Origin of the sequence: Henriciella pelagia, from assembly GCF_002088945.1 — a bacterium.
Lineage (GTDB): Bacteria > Pseudomonadota > Alphaproteobacteria > Caulobacterales > Hyphomonadaceae > Henriciella > Henriciella pelagia.
This window is the reverse complement of record NZ_NCSU01000005.1, coordinates 1-13957: the sequence shown is the minus strand read 5'-3', so window position 1 is coordinate 13957 and position 13957 is coordinate 1. Positions and strand designations below refer to the sequence as shown.

Sequence of the window (13957 nt, the reverse complement as noted above, 5' to 3'; positions counted from 1 at the left end):
TAATCCTGTGTCGTTGGTCTAGGCACGAGGAGGACGGTAAAGACCGTCTGGGCGGAGGTTCTCGAGAAAAGAACCGCCAGGCAACAAATGTCTGGTCTGTACGGCAGACTTCGGAGCGCCGCTTAGATCGCCGCCGCCTATCAGATGGAAATGACAGCTTCCGCACTGATGCGCGGTATGGTCATGACCTTCATGCGATGGCTCCTTATCAGAGACATCTTGGGCTAGCTCACTCGCAGAACATTCCTCTGCGGCCTGATCGCCCGGATGCATGATATCCGCCGCAGCCGTCATCGGCGCAATAACAAAAGCTATCGCCATCACCATGACGAGCAACCTTCGTAAACACGTTATGACTTGGAACGGAAACATGATTGCTGGGCTAGCTACTTTCTATTGCGATCGGGTAAACAGGCTCACTCTCTTTTTAACACCTCCAGTCAATGGAGGGTCAAGCGCCTTTTGACGGAAGCCCTGCAAGCACCTCGGCGCCATCATGCTGTTCGTGCAAGCAATTCTCGTGCTGGCCAAGGGCAGCGAGCACAGAGCAGGATCCGATCTTGCCGCCTTCGCAAGCGCGGATCATGCGTTTGAGCTCGGCCTCGAGCGCCTCCAATTGGGTCAGCCTGCGGCGAACCTCGTCAAGCTGGCGACGTGCAATCTGGTCAACCAGGACGCACTCCCTGCCTGGCTCTACCTGCAGCGAAATCAGTTCCCTTACCGCTGAGACGGGAAACCCCAGATCCCTTGCATGACGAATAAAACGGAGACGCTCTACAGAGTCCCCTGCGTACAACCGCTGTCCGCTTGCGCTGCGTTGCGGCTCGTCGAGCAGGCCAATGGATTCATAATAGCGGATTGTCGTGACTTTTACGGCCGTCGCCCCTGACAGTTTTCCGATCGTCATCAAGGCCATGATAGCGCCCCTTGCCCCTCTAGTTACTGTAGACTGCAGGAAATAACCCTGACGGCTGAAAACACAAGCGCAGGAGGCAACATGAGTGGTGATACGACAATCCAGATACTCGGCATTGCCACAGGTGGCGCAGTTGCTGTGATTCCTATTTGGTCTGCAGCGTTCCCCGCGCAGAGAATTTGGCTCCCGCAGCGTTATTCGCGTTTCGTGGCACCAATCATCTGGAAGGGTACGATCACGAATTTCGGAGCGGCGCTGTCGATTGGGGCTTCAGGTAGGGCAACCGCTCCCGTACCCTGCTGGGCGATATTCGGCCTCGGGTTTGCCCCTCTCATCATCGCGAATATGGTGGTTTGGCGCGCAGATTTCCGGTTCGGTTTCGACAAGACACCAGGAGCCAAGGGCACACTTGCCACCACAGGGCCCTACCGCTACTCCAGCTATCCTCAATACGCTTGCAATACCAAGCTTTCTAACGGAGACGCTTCGATAAAATTCTTACGGTGCATCTCCCCTCACAGACAACGGTTGGTAAAATCATAGGATGGGTAGCGAAGACTTGAAAATCGAGACGTCAGACGAGCGCCGAACTCTTCAAATCGTACTATGGCTAAACATACTCATAGCCATTGGCTTTTTTGTCACAGGCTGGTTCGGCGACTCCAATGCCCTCCTGGCGAACGGGCTGGATAATTCCTCGGACGCGATTGTGTATGGCTTGAGCCTGCTTGCACTTACACGTTCGCAGATCTGGAAACGCAACGCCGCTCGACTGTCAGGTGGAATGCTTCTTGTATTTGCCGTCGGCGTCGCCGGCGACGCAATCCGTCGATACTTTGAAGGATCTGAACCCCTCGGTCTCATCATGCTGGCAATGGCCGCGATTGCAGGTGTTGTAAATCTGATCTGTCTCTGGCTTTTGAAAAAAATAGAAAAGAAGGATGTAAACCTGCGAGCCGCTACAACATTTAGTTTCAATGACTTCATCTCGAATGGGGGGATCATTCTCGCGGGCGTAATCGTACTGTGGACTGGGTCCAACTGGCCAGATCTGCTTGTCGGATTGGGAGTCGCGGCGATTGCGGTATATGGTGGAATCGATATTCTGCGCGATGCGCATGCTGATAAGCATCAGTCAGGATGATGCCCCAAACCCGGAATGAAACAAGTGCGTAAAACTCTCAAAATGGTCCGCGCGCAGCGTCATTGGGCCTCGCATGATGGGTTCCCAAACGTTACCGTAACAAATACCTACTCGATCAACTTTCTATTCCGGCATTGAATTTGCTTTCCCTGTTGAGTTGAATCTCTCTTGGGGAACGAGGACAAATGTCCCGGCTGGCAGATCATATAAGTGCTTATGACTACACATGGTTGTTGTCAGACAGCAGATGGGCCTGGGAGTTCCTGCGCCGAAACCGACGATTTCTTGAGGACTCGTCGCTTCCTTCTGCCAGTGAGCTTAGTTTCGCTCCCGCCTGCCATCAGATCACCCTCGTGCGCCCTAGAGCCTCTCAGGCGCTTGCTGAGCGATGGGGGCTCGCCTTCTTCCCGGATCCAGAGGATAGCGGCCTTGAAGCCGACGCCTTCTGGTCGGGAGGTCTCTATCCGAGGCGGGTTCACATGCAAGTTTCTCCGAGTGGTCCTAATGAATCCTGTGAATTCTATGATCGCACTGTTGGCATCTGCAGGATCACGCACTTCACCGACCTCGCCGGCCGCGAACAATTTCTTCTCAAGGGAAATGGCTGCGTCATTCAGGTGTTCTGCACGGGCATGTCACTTCTCGCCCGCGAACCTGTCAAGCTTAGCTTCATCATCGACAGTCTCGACGAATTCCAGGCCAAGCTGAAAACGCTCCAGCGCGCCCAGCGTGTCTATGACCCGCAAGCAGAGGCGGATATCCCGGAATGGACTCGCCATTCCTTGGCCCTTCGCAATGCACTGGTCGCACTCGATTGTCATGATGCCCAACTCTCATATTTTGAGACGGCGCGGTTTATATATGGCGAAGAACGGGCCCGCGAAGCTTGGCACAGCCCAAGCCGAGCGATGAAAGACGAGATGAGACGTGCCCTTGCCCGCGGCCGTGACCTGCGGGACGGCGGTTATGCAACGCTTCTCGGACCCGTCGAAAACGCGCTTCTTTTAGCCTGAAGTAGAATTTTGGCACCTCTTTTGCAGCACCCGCTTGTGAAGGAGGCACCTGATGAGTCCCGCCGACACACCCTCGGTCCGTATTGATCTGGATGACTACGCCTATACTTGCCGACTCTCCAGAAGTCGCTGGGCTTGGGAATTTCTTCGGCGAAATAGCGAATTCAGGCAAGCCGCCCTGCGGGCTGGCGACTCACAGATATCTGAAAAGCCAGCCTGTCACGGCATCCGGCTGCTCCGGCCGCTATGCGACCAGATCGACGCTGAGAAATTCGGCTTGGTTTTTTTTCCCGACATAGACGCGAATGGCTACGAGGCCGACGTCTTCTGGATCCCTGCCCTCTATGCTCGCGCCCTGACCATGCAGGTCGTACCGCGTCATCCGAGCGAGCGCGACGATATTTTCGATCAGACGATCAATGTGTGTGAAGTCACCCACCTCACAGATCGCGTCGGCCGGGAATACCTGATGATCCGTGGGCACGGCCACAGCATCCAAGTCGCTTGTTCTGGTCTGTCACTACTCAGCGTCGAACCCGTCCGCATGAAACTGATCATCGATAATGTGTCGAGCATGGACGAAACACTTAAAGTCATCGGCAAGGCTCAGCGTATTCTTGGCAAGGACGATCCGAGTTTCAACGACACCTGGACACGCTCATCGCTTGCGTTTCGCAATGCGCTCATTGCGCTCGATGCGCATGAGACCGGTCTAACTTATTTTGAAACCGCTGCCATCATCTATGGCGAGGATCGCGCCACCGAAGCCTGGCAGAGCCCCAGCCGGGCCATGAAAGACGAAATGCGCCGCGCCCTCGTGCGAGGACGTGAACTCCGGGATGGCGGATACAGGGACCTCCTGACTGCACAGACCTGAGCAGATCCAATTTGGCATCAGACCTTGATCCGGCGATCACCCCTCGCTGACGCGAGGGGGCTGTTTCGCGGGCGGCACGCCGCCAGCGGCCCGGCTCGTCTCCGGACCTCTGGTCTGCCCTTCCGGGCAGCCCAGCGGCATGCGGGTGTCTCGCCGGTGATCGCGCCAGCCTGCGCTTCCCACTGACAAGCAGAGGGGTCGGAGGCTGCTCGGCCTGCATGAGCATTATGAGGCCGCTGGCTCAGGGGGCGTTCGGGTCGTTCAGCCATTTCCCGAATACGGTCACATCCTGGGCTTCATAACCGAGCGCCCCGTAGAAGGCTTCGGCATCGGCATTGCCGATGCGGACCATCAACTGGACTTTTCCGACATTCCGGCTTGCGAGCCACAGCTCGGCTTCGGCCATCATTTCGCGGCCATGACCATGACCCTGTCGCTCCGGTTCGACGGCGAGATAGTAGATCCATCCCCGGTGCCCGTCATGCCCGACCATAACTGACGCGATCAGATCATCCTCCCTGTAACCCACCATCAGCGTCGCTTCGCGGCTACGCACACACAGATCGATATCGGCCGACGGATCGTTCCACGGCCGCGTCAGGGCGCAGCGTTCCCATAGCGCAATCACAGCGTCGCGGTCCTGCTCGCGATAGGTGCGGATGTGTAGGCTCATATAGTCTGTCTTGCGGGATTCGGCTCGGTTGGCGCGTCCCGCGGCCTGCAACCGTCCGCCCGGCGTCCAGGACAATCTCCCTCTCAGACGGAGGTGGGCGGACGACCGGTCTGCCCGGACCCGCCGCTTGCGCAAGGCGACGGGACTGAAGGCGTCTTGAAGCGGTCTCAGCGTCCTACCTTTCCGCCTTGCCCAACCGGCTAACAGGTCCGGCCTGCCGGCCTTCTCGCCGCCCACCCCCGCCTGATGCGGGAGGGACATTTGGGCGGGGAGACGAGACTGACGCCATGACCACACCGCAACCTTCAGCCCCCCTTGCGGCAGACGCTGCACCCACATCTCCAGACCGGCCCCGTATCTATGTGGCCTGCCTTGCCGCCTACAATAATGGCTGCCTGCACGGGCGCTGGATCGACGCGACGACACCTGATGAGGTGATGGCCGAGGTTCGCGCCATGTTGGTGACGTCGCCGCTGCCGGACGCCGAAGAGTGGGCGATCCATGACTATGAAGGCTTCGAAGGCGCGCAGCTTTCCGAATATGCGAGCTTCGGGACAGTCTGTAATCTGGCCGATTTTATTGCCGAACATGGCAGGCTCGGCGCGCTGGTCCATCGCCATTTTGGCGACGACCTTGAGCAGGCCGTGGCGGCTTTCGACGATTACGCAGGCTGCTTTTCGAGCCGGGCAGACTTCGCCGAAGAACTCCACCGCGACACCGGGACGGAAATCCCCGCAGCCCTCGAATACTATATCGACTGGTCAGCGCTCGCCCGCGACATGGAGCTGAATGGCGACATCATGGTGTTCGAGACAGGGTTCGAAGACGTTCACGTTTTCTGGACGCGTTGAACGCCATGACCTTCACCCAGCACTTCAACACCTACGCCTGCGAAGGCGATACGATCAGCTGCGAAGCCGAGGGCTTCACGGTCACGGCCCGGATTGTTGCCGACGATTGCCCCGACGCGCCGGACCAGCGGCAGGACGGATTCTGGCCCTCGCTCTACAAGGACGCGCCCGGTTTTATTGGGCCGGGAAACGGATTCCGCCAGCGCTTCGCCGAGGCGCAGGCCAAGGCCGAAGCCGTGATGGAAGCATGGCGCAAGGGCGAGTGGTTCTATTGCGGGATCGTGCTTTCGGTCGAGCGCGACGGAATCGAACTGGATCACCACGCCGCCAGCCTCTGGGGCGTCGAGTGTAATTATCCCGGCACGGACAATTGCTACCTCACCACTGTTGCGAACGAGCTGTTATCCGAGGCGCTGGACGCAGGCCGCGCCGCTGCGGCCCGGCTTGCTGCGACCGTGACGGGCTGGGCTTCGACATGAGCGTTGCCCGCACCGTCACTGAATTGCTTGGCCCAAGGCCGCGCATGACGCTCGTCATTGCCGAGGCCCAGGTCGCCGAAATCTGGGTCGAGGGCCGCGCGCCCCTGATCACGATCCGCGACTATGACTGGGGCGAGACCGACCCAGAAGCCTGCCGCGACAGCGAGGGCTTTCCCTTCACCAAGATCAACTGGAGAGGCCCTGCATGGGCGCTGGGTCTCTCGCTTCACCCGCCAGAAAAGGAGACCCCCATGGCACAGCCCGACCTTAGACACATCCCGCTCGACGAGCTTCGGATTTCAAAACTCAATATGCGTCATGGACGAAAGAAACCGGACGTGTCCGACATCCTGCCATCAATCCGCGAGAGCGGTTTGCGGCAGACTTTGCTGGTCCGCCGCGAGGGCAAGTATTATGGCGTCATCGCCGGACGCCGCCGCTTCTTCGCGTTGAAAGAAATCGCCAAGGAGACAGGCGAGACGCCGCTGGTCCCCTGCGCGATCATGACCGAGAAGGATGCGGCGTCCGCGATTGCCGCCTCCGTCATCGAGAATGTCGGACGCCTGCCAGCGACAGAAATGGAGCAATATGAAGCGTTCAAACGGCTGCATGAGGAAGGCAAGGCAGTGGAGGATATCGCCGCCTTCTTCGGCGTGACCGAGCTTATGGTGCGGCGTGTGCTCGCGCTTGCTTCGCTCGCCGAGCCGATCCGCAAGCTCTACGCCGAGGACGAGCTGGACCGTGAAACGATCCGCGCGCTGACGCTCGCCACGCCCGACCAGCAGGCCGAATGGCTTCGCCTCTTCGAGAGCGAAACCGAACGCGCCCCGATGGGCCGGTCGTGCAAGGCATGGATAACGGGCGGGACCACGATCACCACCGACAAGGCCTTGTTCGATCTTGATGCCTATGAAGGACAGGTCACTGCCGACCTCTTTGGCGAGCATGGCGTCTTTGCGGATGCGGATCAGTTCTGGCAGGCACAATCCGCCACGATTGCCGAGCGGGTCGAGGCCTACAAGGAAGACGGCTGGAGCGATGTCATCTGCCTTGAGCGCGGGGCGTATTTCCACCGCTGGGAATATGTCCAGTGCGCCAAGGAAGATGGCGGGAAGGTCTTCATCGAAATCCGCCATGACGGGACGGTCCAGCTCCACGAGGGACAGCTGACCTCCGCCGAGGCCCGTAAGCGGCAACAGGGTTCGAAAGGTGACAGCGACGCCGTTCCGGCAGCCGTTCGGCCAGAAATGTCCGGCCCGCTTGCGGAATACATCCTGCTTCATCGCCACGCTGCTGCTCAGGCGAGTTTGGCCACATCACCCGCGATTGCTCTCCGCTTGATGGTCGCGCATGCGATGGCGGGGAGCGCGCTCTGGGACGTGCGTCCTCACGAGCTTCGCGTCCGGAAAGATGAGACGCAAGCGAGCGTCGAAGGCTCGGCATCTGTGGCTGCACTCGCCGAAAAGAAGGTTCAGACTGACGCCCTGTTCAAGGCGCTGAACGTCAATCCGGCCCTTCGCCGGAACGGCGACGACTACCGCGTGTGCGAGCTTTTCACTGCGCTGCTCGCCATGTCGGATGAAGAAGTCCTGACGGTTCTGGCAAGTGTCATGGCCCGGGCGCTCGAGGCCGGGAATGGCATTGTCGAAGCCGTCCTGCATGTCTGCGGCACCGACCTTTCGGCGGCGTGGAAGCCCGACGATGTGTTCTTCGATCTCACGAAGGACAAGCGCGCCATCAATGCGATGATCGGAGATATTGCGACCCTGTCGCTCGCGGAATCGTGCCGCGCCGAGACGGGCAAGGCGCAGAAACAGGAGCTTGCGAACCGGATCAGCGGGGAGGGTTGCGAGGCCAATCCTGACTGGCGACCGGGCTGGATGCAGGTGCCACCGACCCGCCTTGTCGACGGGGCCGGATCACCGCCCGCCGATGCGTGGACACGGATTGCGAGCCTGTTCGAAGCGGGGGCGGAAAACGCGTCCGATGAGACGCCTGAGCATCAGGACGCTGCCTGAATAATCGTCTCCTGTTCAGCCAGCTTGAGGAGCCGCCCGGTGCCTGTCACCGGGCGGCTTTCCGCTTTCTGAGGCTGGGGATTGTGGCTCCGATACCTGGGCGACCCATGAAAATGCCTTCAAAAAAAATCGCGCGTCTTGAGGTCTCGATGGACAATCGAGACGCGTGTGATGAGGGGTCTGATTTCTTCCCGAAAAGCGTGTCACTGACCCCTTGTTTCCGTCTTTGCCTTGAAGACCTGGACGCGGACTGAGCGGCCATGAAACCGCCTGCGGCGAAGAAATTTCCCCGCCGCTTTGCGGCTCCTCGCGCAGCAAATTTCATCGCCCCAGGCGGTGCTCCGCATGCGCTTCGCCCCTATCGGGTTCTAGCCGCTCAGCCCCCGTCCGGGCGGTCCGGCGTCGACGGGGACAAGGGGTCCCCGGGAGACACGCCAAGGAAAGAAAAGGAGACCCCTATGGCAAACGCACTCGGATATGTCAGCGAGACCAAGTCCGGCTTTGAAGGCACCCTCGCAATGATGAACCTCTCTGCCGCAATCCGCATCGAGAAGAATGCAGAAAAGACCGAAGAAGGACATCCGGACTACCGCATCTATGCCGGTGAAACCTCGACCGAAATCGGCGGCGGCTGGATGCGCAAGTCGAAGGCATCGGGACGCGACTATGTCTCGCTGACGCTGGCAGACCCGCAGATCGGACCGCGCCGGATTTTCGCAAACCTCGCCCCGGTCAAGGGCAAGAAAGGCCGGCACGTCATTCTCTGGAACGCGCGCGACTAGGGTAGATCACAGCCTTGCCAAGCCGCTCCGGAGACACCTCCGGAGCGGTCTTCTTTCATACCGAAAGGGTCTGCAACGAAGGTGCTGATACGCCTATCAGCGCTGCATTCTAACGTGAGGGTTCTTTGGGGATTCAAGGGTGTCGCGAGCGTGTGGTGCAAGTTAGACACTCTTAATCTGAGGATGAGTTGGCAGTCTGTCAGGGCTTCGAGTTGCGTAGAGGAAAGGAGAAGCAACGCTATGACAGAGACAAATAGAAGTGGAGAGGAGCTTCGACCCAAATCAAACCTCCCAACCCCGACCGAATGGATGAACACGGATGAAACCGCTGACCATCTCGGCCTCAAACCGAAGACCCTGGTCAATATGCGTTCGCTGGGAACAGGCCCGGTTTATCACAAGATCGGCGCCAAGGTCTGGTATCGCGGCAAGGACATCATCGCTTACACCAATGGACGTAGGTTCATGGGGACAGGCCTTCGCGATGAGTCGTAGAATCGCGTTGTTAGGCATGGGATGCGGGCTAGGCCTCATGGTCTCCGCCAGCATTATCAACCGGTCCGACTTCATCTGGAACCGGACGGAAAGCATGCCCAAGGGCCTTTACTTTGTTGACCGGTCGGCGCGAATTTCGACAGGCGATCTGGTAGCGTTTGCGCCCTCGGATGAGGTTCGACATTGGCTGAACGATGAGGGAATTGTTGGCGCCGACTGGCCCTTGTTGAAGCATGTTGCGGGCCTGTCCGGTGACGAGATTTGCAGATGCGATACGCAGGTCTCCATCAACGGGATCACATCTGTTGATGCGCTCAAAGTAACCGAGTCCGGCAGCGCCCTTCCCGCCTGGCAGGGCTGTCAGACCCTCAAAGCCGGCGAAGTTTTCCTGCTCAACTCTCATCCCCTGTCAGTCGATGGACGATACTTCGGCGTTCAGGACGGCGCGCGCATCATTGGCGTCGCCAGGTCCGTATGGACTTATGGCGACCGGTCGGCTGAGGTTCAGGCGACCGTCAAAGCGATAGATAGCGGGACGGGAATGGATTCTGTGTCCCGGAGGGCAAGATTAAGGGAGTGTCACCCGGCGACACTTAACCCATTGTCTGCACATCCTTTTTTGTGTGACCCGGCGCCGGAAGACGGGTGCACGGATTTGCAATCCGCTGCGCGCTAGGAGCCATGAGCGACGATTTCGACTTCGTTCCTCGACTCGGGAAGATCAGGTCGCAGGGCAAGGTAAAGACCCAGCTGAAGCGGCTGAAACGTGTCGTCGCGAAGGGGCGGCTTGGCAGCCGTGGCCGCAAATCCCTGGCACCGGGCGCTGTGCGTCATGCAGGGCGTGGAAAAGTACAGGCCGCCCTTGCTGGCCATTGGTCAAACCAGCGGGCCCGGCGCGTAATTGTGAAAGTCCATATTGCGCGGGCAGGCCCGACCGGCGCGGCGAGTTTTACAAAGCACGTCGCCTACATCCGCCGCGAAGGTGCCGGGCGCGAGGGCGAGCGCGGAAAGCTCTATGACCGGAGCGTCGATGAGGCCGATGCTAAATCGTTTAACGAACGCGCTTCTGAAGACAGGCGGCAGTTCAGGCTGATCGTCTCTCCGGAGGATGCCGAGCGGATGAAGGATCTGACGCGGTTCACGCGGGAGTTCATGAGCCAGGTCGAGAAGGATCTCGGCCGCCGGCTCGACTGGGTGGCTGCCAACCATCACGACACAGCGCAGCCGCATGTTCATATCGTGATCCGCGGCGGCAATGCGCGAAATGGAGAGCTGCTGATGGACCGCAAGTACATCACGCACGGATTTCGGGCGCGGGCGCAGGAGCTCGTAACGCTCGAGCTTGGCCAGCGGCGGCTGCGGGAAATGGCTGCGGCGAGGTCGAACGATGCCGAACGTGAGGCGCTTACGGCGATCGATCATGACATTGCGCGGTCGCTGACCGATGGTCGTTACACACCAGAGAGTGAACGCGGCGGATTATCGAGGTTCGATGGTGCGGTCGTTAAGCGGCGTCTGCGGTTTCTGAAAACGCTCGACCTTGCGGCACGACACGAGAATGGCAGCTGGGCTATGCAAGACGGTTGGCAGGATACGCTGCGGGCCCTCGGCAGGCGCGGAGACATGGTTCGGTCGCTTGCCAATCTTGAGGGCCGGAAAATCGATGCGTCGCGTCTCCATGCCCTGTCCCGTGATCTGGATGCCGCTGGCGAAATCCTGGGAAGACTTGCGACCACTTTGCCGGGTGATGAATTGCGGAACGGCACGACGGCGCTGATCGAAGGGCTCGACGGGCGGGTCTGGTCAATCGAGATGACAGAACAGGAAGCGGTTCAATTGCCGAAGGCAGGCGGGATTGTTTCAGTCGGACGGAAGACGATCGAACCAAAGCCTGCAGATCGCACAATTGCGGCAATCGCAAAGCAGAATGGTGGGGAGTATTCTGAGGAACTGCACCAGGCCGCAGACCCGACGAGTTCGTCGGCGTTTCGGCTTGCTCACAAGCGTCGGCTGGAGGCGTTGCGGCGCCTCAGTATTGTTGAGCGAAGGAGTGATGGCAGCTGGAGCATTCCGGCGGACTTAAGGAAGCGCGCGCTGGATGCTGATGCGAGACAGCGGAGCTTTTCCATCAACGTCCGGTCGTGGTTGCAGGTCGAAGCCCTGGTTGAACGCGAAGCCGAGACCTGGTTGGACGGGATCGACAGTCAGGATATCGAAGCGTGGCGCGGGGATTTTGCACGGGAGGTGAGGTCTGCTGTTCAGGCACGATCTGCCTGGCTAGGCCGGGAAGGCCATGAATTTGGACCCGATGGGCGGCTTTCGGGTGACGCTATCGTTCGACTTCGCAGAGTGGAAATGGAGAAGATGATCGCGGCTGAGGAAACGCGTCAGGGTAAGGCATTTGTGCCGCTCGGTTCTCAGCGAGGCTTTCAGGGGGTCTACACTCGGAATGTCGACTTGGCTCAGGGACGATTTGCGGTCGTTGAAGGCACTGATGGATTTGCGCTAGCGGCATGGTCTAAGCGAAATGCGTTGTGGCGTGGCAAGGAATTGGTTTTGGAGCGGTCTGGAAGCTCGGTTCAGTGGCGGCTGGCGAAAGGACGTACAATCATTCGCTGAGTTTCTTCGTGCACAACATTTTGAGCCTGACCGAACCGGAGATGGGTACAAAGAAACAAGCTCCAGCAATTCGCGAACAACAAACCTCACGAACCAACCAATTAAGTGCATTGACGCCTGATCCGTTGGATTATCGAAGGTGATTGCAATAGTCGAGACGGACAACTATCAGCACGACTGAGAGGAGTTGCCACGGACGATTAGCATAGAAGGCAGCTAATTGAAAAAGCTATCCATCACCTCGAGCACAAACCGTGATAGCACGGTCAGAGAAACGTTGAACTCTCAGTAAAAGATCCGACGATAGCAAATGCGCTTCATTGCCGATGGACCAGACATACCCGATGATCTGCTTTGGGCGCAGGACGAAGGCCGAGTTGTTTTCTTCTGTGGAGCGGGAGTGTCCAGAGCACGCGCAGACCTGCCCGACTTCAAACGCCTTACAACCGACGTTCTGCACAGGTTGGGGGCAAAGCATGACAGTCCAGCTAGACGCCTATACGAGGTCGGTCAGTCCGTCGAAGATCAGCATAAACTATCTGGTGTCGTTACATCAGATAGGGTTTTTGGCCTGCTGGAGCGAGAGTGTCCGTCGTCAGGTATTTGAGACTTCAGGCTGCCTGACTTAAGGAGGGTCTGGCGCATCTGGGTTGAGTTAAGCAGCGGATTGGGCGTGCTGCAAGCGCCGTAGTTTCATGGTCCTCCTTTTGATTTTCTCACGTTCCAGCAGAATGGTCTGGCCGCGGCCCGTATAGACATCTGCCGGAGTGAGATTGTTCAGGCTCTCGTGATAGCGCTGGTGGTTGTAGTAGCCAACGAACGCGTCGATCTGCGCTTCGAGGTCTCCCGGCAGGAAGTAGTTTTCCAGCAGGATGCGGTTTTTCAGGGTCTGATGCCAGCGCTCGATCTTGCCCTGGGTCTGGGGATGATACGGCGCGCCGCGCGTATGCTTCATTCCCTTGTCGGCAAGATACTCAGCCAGATCGCCAGAGATGTAGGAAGGTCCGTTGTCTGAGAGTAGTCTTGGGCGATGGATCACGTTTACTTCATCGAGTCCGGAAGCCTCAAGCGCCAGGTTCAGCGTATCCTGCACATCGCTCGTCGCCATGCCGGTACAGAGCTTCCAGGCAATGATGTAGCGGGAGAAGTCGTCAAGCACGGTGGAGAGATAGAACCATCCCCAGCCGATCACTTTCAGATAGGTGAAGTCGGTCTGCCAGAGCTGGTTCGGCCCGGTGGTCTTCTCCCTGAACTCATCAGCCGCTTTCATCACGATGAAAGCCGGGCTCGTGATCAGGTTGTGCGCCCTCAAAAGCCTGTAAACACTGGCCTCGGAGACGAAGTAGTGCTTCTCATCGGTGAACGTCACCGCCAATTCCCGGGGAGATAGTTCCGGTTGATCCAGGGCCATTTCCAGTACCTGCTGACGCACCTCGTTCGGGATGCGGTTCCAGACCCGGCCGGAGCCGCTGCGCCGATCCTCAAGCCCGGCTTCACCGAACCGCCGGTAAAGGTCATACCAGCGATAGAAGGTCGGACGTGACACGCCGATCTGTTCCAGTGTCTTCTTCACCGGCTGGTGTGATTGTTCGACCAGCCGGATGATCTCCAGCTTCTCAGAGGCAGGGTATCTCATTCGGTATCCTCCCCATCCCCGATCACGCTTTTTTTCAGAATGCGGTTTTCCAGCGTCAGGTCGGCCACGACTTCCTTCAGATCCCGCATCTCGCGCTTCAAGCCGCTCACCTCACCGGACGTCGCCTGGCGCTCGGTATCGCCGGAGAGCCGCCTCTTTCCCGCTTCGAGGAATTCCTTCGACCAGGTGTAATAAAGGCCCTGGGCGATCCCCTCACGCCGACACAGTTCGGCAATCGAATATTCTCCGCGCAGGCCTTCCAGAACAATGCGGATCTTCTCTTCGGCAGAGAATTTGCGCCGGGTCTTACGGCGTATCTCTTTCACATGTTTTTCGGCCGATCCTTCCGGCCCGGATTTCTGTCTCATCTTCGCTCCCTTGGCGGGCTACGATGTGCCAGAAATCCTCCTTAAGCAATTTGGCCGATCTGTCTCATGGTCGCTGACGGGGAACA

At 58.7% G+C, this 13957-nt stretch carries 13 protein-coding genes and 1 pseudogene; 11 read left to right on the top strand and 3 right to left on the bottom strand.

Annotated features, from left to right (window positions below; genetic code table 11):
• Nucleotides 1-451 precede the first annotated feature (451 nt).
• Complete coding sequence (locus B8746_RS01055; RefSeq protein WP_084333203.1) at nucleotides 452-916, bottom strand: MerR family transcriptional regulator; 465 nt, start codon at nucleotides 914-916, stop codon at nucleotides 452-454.
• A 544-nt stretch (nucleotides 917-1460) separates the two neighbouring features.
• Between B8746_RS01055 and B8746_RS01045 the strand changes: the two genes are divergently transcribed.
• From B8746_RS01045 to B8746_RS01035, 4 genes and pseudogenes are all read left to right on the top strand, one after another.
• Nucleotides 1461-2060: a cation efflux transmembrane domain-containing protein gene (locus B8746_RS01045; protein WP_013301506.1), complete on the top strand. Its 600-nt coding sequence runs from the start codon at nucleotides 1461-1463 to the stop codon at nucleotides 2058-2060.
• 185 nt (nucleotides 2061-2245) lie between these two features.
• Nucleotides 2246-2452 (top strand): annotated as a pseudogene (locus B8746_RS17315) (transcriptional regulator domain-containing protein); the annotation flags it as partial.
• Nucleotides 2453-2539: 87 nt separating this feature from the next.
• Nucleotides 2540-3073: a DNA -binding domain-containing protein gene (locus B8746_RS17310; RefSeq protein ID WP_233123787.1), complete on the top strand. Its 534-nt coding sequence runs from the start codon at nucleotides 2540-2542 to the stop codon at nucleotides 3071-3073.
• Nucleotides 3074-3125: 52 nt separating this feature from the next.
• Entirely contained in the window at nucleotides 3126-3950 is an 825-nt protein-coding gene (locus tag B8746_RS01035) for a DNA -binding domain-containing protein (protein WP_084391401.1), read from the top strand.
• Nucleotides 3951-4191: 241 nt separating this feature from the next.
• Here the strand turns inward: B8746_RS01035 and B8746_RS01030 are convergent, their stop codons facing one another.
• Nucleotides 4192-4623 (bottom strand): GNAT family acetyltransferase, encoded by a 432-nt coding sequence (locus tag B8746_RS01030; protein WP_084391416.1) that lies wholly within the window; start codon nucleotides 4621-4623, stop codon nucleotides 4192-4194.
• Between the two features lie 287 nt (nucleotides 4624-4910).
• Between B8746_RS01030 and B8746_RS01025 the strand changes: the two genes are divergently transcribed.
• From B8746_RS01025 to B8746_RS01000, 7 genes are all read left to right on the top strand, one after another.
• Nucleotides 4911-5474, top strand: coding sequence for an antirestriction protein ArdA (locus B8746_RS01025; protein ID WP_084391400.1), 564 nt, complete (start codon nucleotides 4911-4913; stop codon nucleotides 5472-5474).
• A gap of 5 nt (nucleotides 5475-5479) precedes the next feature.
• A complete protein-coding gene (locus tag B8746_RS01020) occupies nucleotides 5480-5953 on the top strand; it encodes a hypothetical protein (RefSeq protein ID WP_084391399.1) in 474 nt (157 codons plus the stop codon).
• Entirely contained in the window at nucleotides 5950-7971 is a 2022-nt protein-coding gene (locus tag B8746_RS01015; protein ID WP_084391398.1) for a ParB/RepB/Spo0J family partition protein, read from the top strand. Before B8746_RS01020 ends, B8746_RS01015 begins: the two co-directional genes overlap by 4 nt.
• 458 nt (nucleotides 7972-8429) lie before the next feature.
• Nucleotides 8430-8753 (top strand): DUF736 domain-containing protein, encoded by a 324-nt coding sequence (locus tag B8746_RS01010; protein WP_013301513.1) that lies wholly within the window; start codon nucleotides 8430-8432, stop codon nucleotides 8751-8753.
• 240 nt (nucleotides 8754-8993) lie between these two features.
• The gene (locus tag B8746_RS17040; RefSeq protein WP_013301514.1) at nucleotides 8994-9248 is read left to right on the top strand and encodes a helix-turn-helix transcriptional regulator; all 255 of its coding nucleotides are present in this window, start codon (nucleotides 8994-8996) and stop codon (nucleotides 9246-9248) included.
• Nucleotides 9205-9924 carry a S26 family signal peptidase gene (locus tag B8746_RS17555; RefSeq protein ID WP_348444169.1) on the top strand — a complete coding sequence of 240 codons (720 nt, stop codon included), beginning with the start codon at nucleotides 9205-9207 and terminating at the stop codon, nucleotides 9922-9924. Before B8746_RS17040 ends, B8746_RS17555 begins: the two co-directional genes overlap by 44 nt.
• 5 nt (nucleotides 9925-9929) lie before the next feature.
• Entirely contained in the window at nucleotides 9930-11867 is a 1938-nt protein-coding gene (locus B8746_RS01000; RefSeq protein ID WP_084391396.1) for a DUF3363 domain-containing protein, read from the top strand.
• A 655-nt stretch (nucleotides 11868-12522) separates the two neighbouring features.
• On the opposite strand, the gene B8746_RS00995 is transcribed toward B8746_RS01000, so the two are convergent.
• Nucleotides 12523-13871, bottom strand: a protein-coding gene (locus tag B8746_RS00995; protein ID WP_095380815.1) for an IS3 family transposase whose coding sequence is annotated in 2 segments (ribosomal slippage) — nucleotides 12523-13538 and nucleotides 13538-13871 — 1350 coding nt in all. Because the reading frame shifts where the segments join, the coding sequence is not laid out codon by codon here.
• Between the last annotated feature and the right edge of the window lie 86 nt (nucleotides 13872-13957).